4 protein-coding genes are annotated in these 4197 nt (G+C 60.7%); 1 reads left to right on the top strand and 3 read right to left on the bottom strand.

Annotated features, from left to right (window positions below; genetic code table 11):
- From ugpE to ugpB, 3 genes are all read right to left on the bottom strand, one after another.
- A partial coding sequence (ugpE, locus tag M0954_RS23955) for a sn-glycerol-3-phosphate ABC transporter permease UgpE (RefSeq protein ID WP_297355895.1) occupies positions 1-595 on the bottom strand: 595 nt, incomplete at its 3' end.
- Positions 592-1476: a sn-glycerol-3-phosphate ABC transporter permease UgpA gene (gene ugpA / locus M0954_RS23950; RefSeq protein ID WP_122152652.1), complete on the bottom strand. Its 885-nt coding sequence runs from the start codon at positions 1474-1476 to the stop codon at positions 592-594. The genes ugpE and ugpA, both read right to left, overlap by 4 nt.
- A gap of 149 nt (positions 1477-1625) precedes the next feature.
- Positions 1626-2951, bottom strand: a complete 1326-nt coding sequence (gene ugpB / locus M0954_RS23945; RefSeq protein ID WP_123384919.1) for a sn-glycerol-3-phosphate ABC transporter substrate-binding protein UgpB — start codon at positions 2949-2951, stop codon at positions 1626-1628.
- Between the two features lie 329 nt (positions 2952-3280).
- On the opposite strand from ugpB, the gene M0954_RS23940 reads away from it, so the two are divergent.
- A partial coding sequence (locus M0954_RS23940; protein WP_297355897.1) for a glycerophosphodiester phosphodiesterase family protein occupies positions 3281-4197 on the top strand: 917 nt, incomplete at its 3' end.

Below are 4197 nucleotides of genomic sequence, written 5' to 3'. Positions count from 1 at the left end.
TGGTTTTCGACAGCGGCAATACGATGTCCCAGAAGAATCGCAGCGCACCCGCACCGTCGATACGCGCGGCCTCCATCAGCTCATCGGGCAGCGTCATGAAGAACTGCCGGAACAGGAACGTCGCGGTCGCCGACGCGATCAGCGGCAGCGTGAGTCCAGCGTACGTGTTGGACATGTGCATCGACGACACGACTTGCACGGTCGGGAAAATGCGCACTTCAACGGGCAGCATCAACGTGACGAAGATCAGCCAGAACGAGAGATTCCTGAACGGGAAGCGGAAGAACACGATCGCGTAAGCGGAGATCATCGAAATCGCGATCTTGCCGATGCAGATCACCAGCGCCATCACGAGGCTGTTCATCAGCATGCGGCCGAACGGGGCGGCCGCGTTGCCGCTGCCGTGGACCCAGACGTTAGCGATGTTCTCGAACAGGTGCGTGCTGGGTATGAGCGAAAGCGGCACAGAAAAGATTTCGTGCTCGTTCATGGTGGCGGCACAAAACGCGACGTACACCGGGAACACGATCAGCGCGACGCCGATGATCAGCACCGCATGGCAGAAGAGGTCGAAACCACGGCGATTCTCGATCATGAGTATTGAACCCTCCGCTCGATGAAACGGAATTGCACGACGGTCAACGCGATCACGATCAGCATCAGCACGACCGACTGCGCGCCCGAGCTACCGATGTCGAGGCCCTGGAAGCCCTCGGCGAAGATCCGGTAGATCAGCGTGCGGGTGGCCTGAGCCGGTCCGCCGCCCGTGGCCGCGTCGATAATCGGAAACGTGTCGAAGAACGCGTAGACCAGATTGATGGTGAGCAGGAAGAAGCTCGTCGGCGACAGCAGTGGTAGCGCGATGCCGAAAAAGCGCCGCACAGGCCCCGCACCGTCGATAGCGGCAGCCTCGATCAGCGAGCGCGGAATGGCCTGCAGGCCGGCATAGAAAAACAGGAAGTTGTAGCTGACCTGCTTCCACACCGACGCCAGCACGACCAGGAACATGGCCTGGCCCGGGTTGAGCGCGTGATTCCAGACGATGCCGTACTTCGCAAGCGCGTAGGTCACGAGCCCGATGCTCGGGTTGAAGAGAAAGGACCACAGCACCGCGGCAATCGCGGGCGCGACCGCGTATGGCCAGATGAGCAGCGTCTGATAGGCCCTCTTGCCACGCGTCACGCGGTCGGCGCAGACCGCGAGCAGTAGTGAGATCACGAGCCCGCTGACCGTGACGAGCGCGCAAAACATCAGCGTGGTGTTAAACGACGCCAGATAAAGCGGATCGCCGAAGAGTTGCTTGAAGTTGGCGAGGCCGACGAATTCGCTCGACGTGCCGAACGCGTCCTGACTTTGCGTGGACTGCCACAGCGCCACGCCGGCAGGCCAAAGAAAGAACACCAGCGTGATCGCTAACTGCGGACCTACTAGCAGATAAGGCAGTACGCCTGTCCCGAAGCGGGATCGCTTTTCCATGAAGCATCTCTCTGAAGATAATGCTGGAGCGGCTCAGCTTTGCTTGCCCGCCCGGTGTACGAAGTGCGAGACAACGGACGGAAACGCTCCGTCATATTTAATGGACGCGCCTCGCTGAAGCGCGTCCGCTGGGTGAGGTACGTCAGCGCTTAGCTGCCGGCCTTCTCGAAGCGACGCAGCAATTCGTTGCCGCGTTCGACCGCGGAATCGAGCGCTTCCTTAGGCGTCTTCTTCTCGCCCCAGACCTGCTCGAGTTCCTCGTCGACCACCGTACGGATCTGCGGCATGTTGCCCAGACGCAGGCCCTTGGTGAACGGCAGCGGCGGCTTGTTGAGCATCTGCTTGATCGCGGTGTCGCTGCCCGGGTTCTTCGCGTAGAAGCCCTGCTGTTGCGTCAGCTGATAGGCGGCAGTCGTGATGGGCAGATAGCCGGTGTCCTGGTGCCACTTGGCCGCAACCTGCGGCGTGGCCAGGTAGGCGAGGAACTTCGCAACACCCTTGTAGACGCTCGGATCCTTGCCCGAGAGCACCCACAAGCTCGCGCCACCGATGATCGCGTTTTGCGGTGCGCCCTTCACGCTGGCGTCGTAGGGCATCATGCCGGTGCCGAAGTCGAACTTGGCGTACTTCTTGATGTTGGCAAGCGAGCCCGACGAGTTCGTGATGATGCCGCAGTCGCCGCTATAGAACTTGGACACCGGTTCGTCCTTGCGGCCGACGTAGGTGAACGAGCCTTCCTTCGCCATGTCCTGCAGGAACTGGATGTGGGCGATCTGCTGCGGCTTGTTGAATTCGAGTTGCGCGTCGGCGCCGTCAAAGCCGTTGTTTTCCGTCGCAAACGGCAGACCGTGCCAGGCACTGTAGTTTTCGAGCTGGATCCAGCTCTGCCAGCCCGACGAGTAACCGCACGACATGCCCGACGCTTTCAGCTTCTGCGCGTCCTTGCGCAGTTCGTCCCACGTCTTCGGCGGCTGGTTAGGATCGAGCCCGGCCTTCTTGAACGCATCCTTGTTGTAATACAACACCGGAGTCGAGCTGTTGAACGGCATCGAAATCAGCTCATCGGTCTTGGAGTCGCTGTAATAGCTCGCGATGGTGGGCACGAAGGCCTTTTCGTCGAGCGGCACGCCGGCCTGCTTGAACACTTCGGAGACCGGAATCACAGCCTTCTTTGCCTGGATCATCGTGGCCGTGCCGACTTCGTAGACCTGAAGGATCGCCGGCGCGTTGCCGCTGCGATAGGCGGCGATGCCGGCCGCGAGCGTCTGGTCGTAGGAACCCTTGAAGACCGGCACGATCTTGTAGTCGGTTTGCGAGGCGTTGAAGTCGTTGGCGATGTCGTTCAGATGCTCGCCGAGGGCGGCTTCCATGGCATGCCAGAACTGGATTTCCGTCGCGGCCTGAGCGGCCTGATTGGCGCCGAGAGCGAGAACAGCCGCCACGGCAAGCGTACGGAACAGGGGTTTGCAACTCATCAATGGTCTCCTTGGTCGGAAGGTGTGCAACTTGAGGTTGCGCGATTCTAATTGGACTCGATGACAGTCAGAAGTTGAGCGTTGTTATGTTGTGCTCGCTATCGATGCTGGCAGCGGCAGGCCTTGGCGATGCCGGAAGCCGCAATTTAACACCGGCCAATTTGAAACAGAAGCTAAGTTGCGCAGACTTTTGCCGGGCGGGATTTTTGATGCCTGCCGATGGCTGCTTTTGTGCCAGAGTGCTTTGCTCGGACTTGTTTTGAGACCGATGACCCGTAACATGGGTGCTTCGGTTTCGTCTGTTCTAGTCAGGAGTCCAGATGCCTCGTCTGATTTGCGCTGGGTTTGTCTTTGCGTTGTGCAGTGCTTTTTCGTCCGGTTGTGCTGTACCTTCCGCGGCACCTGCTGATGCGTCTGAGTCTGCGACTGCGCTGCCGCGGATCATCGCGCATCGTGGCGGCACGGGCGAGGCGCCTGAGAACACGCTGGAGGCGATTTGCCTCGCGCTCGCGCATCACGCCGACGCCATGTGGCTGACGGTGCAACTGAGCAAGGATGGCGTGCCGGTGCTGTACCGGCCGGTAGATCTGTCCGCGTTGACGGATGCAAGTGGGCCGGTCTCGGCGCGTACGGCGGCGGAGCTTGCCCATGTCAACGCGGGGTGGAGTTTCCGTCAGGCTGACGCTCAAGGGGTGGAGGCTTTTCCATACCGGAGCCGACCGGTTGGCATTCCTACGTTGCGTGAAGCCTTACGCGTTATCCCGGCTTCGATGCCGGTTGTCCTCGACATGAAAGCGCTGCCCGCGGAACCGCAGACGCGGGCGGTCGCCCAGGTGCTGAGCGAGGAAAACGCATGGTCGCGGGTGACGCTTTATTCAACGGAGGCTGAATATCAGGGCAGCTTTGCTGCGTATCCGCAAGCGAGAGTCTTTGAATCACGGGATGCGACGCGCACCCGGCTTGTGCGCGTTTTGCTTGACCAAGGGTGCGTGGACGCGCCGGCTGAACACGCCTCGGCTGCGTTTGAGTTGCATCGGACGGTCACTGTGGTCGAGAAATTTACGCTTGGGGAAGGGCGCTCGGAGGTGAACGCGACGCTGTGGACGCCTGCAACGGTGGCGTGCTTCCGGACGCATCCGGACGTGCATATCGTCGCGATCGCGGTGAACGACGCGGATGATTATCGTGCCGCGGCGTGTCTAGGGATTGATGCGGTGTTGTCGGACTCGCCGGGGAAGATGATGGC

It is taken from the genome of Paraburkholderia sp. (assembly GCF_026225065.1).
Lineage (GTDB): Bacteria > Pseudomonadota > Gammaproteobacteria > Burkholderiales > Burkholderiaceae > Paraburkholderia.
This window is presented reverse-complemented; position numbering and strand designations above follow the sequence as displayed.

Bases quoted from the DNA above. Each gene is read 5' to 3' on its own strand.
- ugpA (WP_122152652.1), bottom strand. From the start codon at position 1,476: ATGGAAAAGCGATCCCGCTTCGGGACAGGCGTACTGCCTTATCTGCTA.
- ugpB (WP_123384919.1), bottom strand. From the start codon at position 2,951: ATGAGTTGCAAACCCCTGTTCCGTACGCTTGCCGTGGCGGCTGTTCTC.